At 52.5% G+C, this 524-nt stretch carries 1 protein-coding gene; it reads left to right on the plus strand.

Going from position 1 to position 524, the window contains the following annotated elements; all coding sequences use genetic code 11:
• On the plus strand, positions 1-221 hold a 221-nt coding region (locus tag ACLO87_RS17020), incomplete at its 5' end, for a hypothetical protein (protein ID WP_430224374.1).
• Between the last annotated feature and the right edge of the window lie 303 nt (positions 222-524).

Genomic DNA, 524 nt, shown 5'->3' on the forward strand with positions numbered 1-524 from the left:
GTGGCACGGAGTTGCGCCTCAAACTGGTCTGGCTTTGCTGGCTTGATTTAATGACCGGAAACTGCCTTGACGACTGGACGGAGAATCTGAAACGGAAATCAGAAAAAGAGCTGGAGGAATGGATCATCAACCGTCAGAAGCAGAGCGCAGCACTGACGGATCTGATGGATCAGTACGTGCTCCTGTCATACCGCACAACGGTTGACGATAAGCGCACCTGATGCCAGTTGTTTCAGGGAAGCTGGTATCCGGGCAGGGTGCCAGGGCTGACTGAACGGCCTGTCTGCCTGCCGTTTCGCTCTCCGTGCGTTCTGTCACACGCTGCACCTGAACGCCGGACTGCGGGCACGCAGACAGGAAAGTCGCAGGCTGGAACTTCTGACCGGCGGGTATCAGTTATATGCCTGTTGATTCATCACCACCACGCAGCTCCTGAGCTTTAGTTCATCACCGATATTCATACATCTGAATATCGGTGATGAAATCCCCATAATAATCAATCATCTAAGTCTGAAGCATAATGG

This window comes from Paenalcaligenes sp. Me52 (assembly GCF_050487965.1).
Taxonomy (GTDB): Bacteria; Pseudomonadota; Gammaproteobacteria; order Burkholderiales; family Burkholderiaceae_B; genus Paenalcaligenes.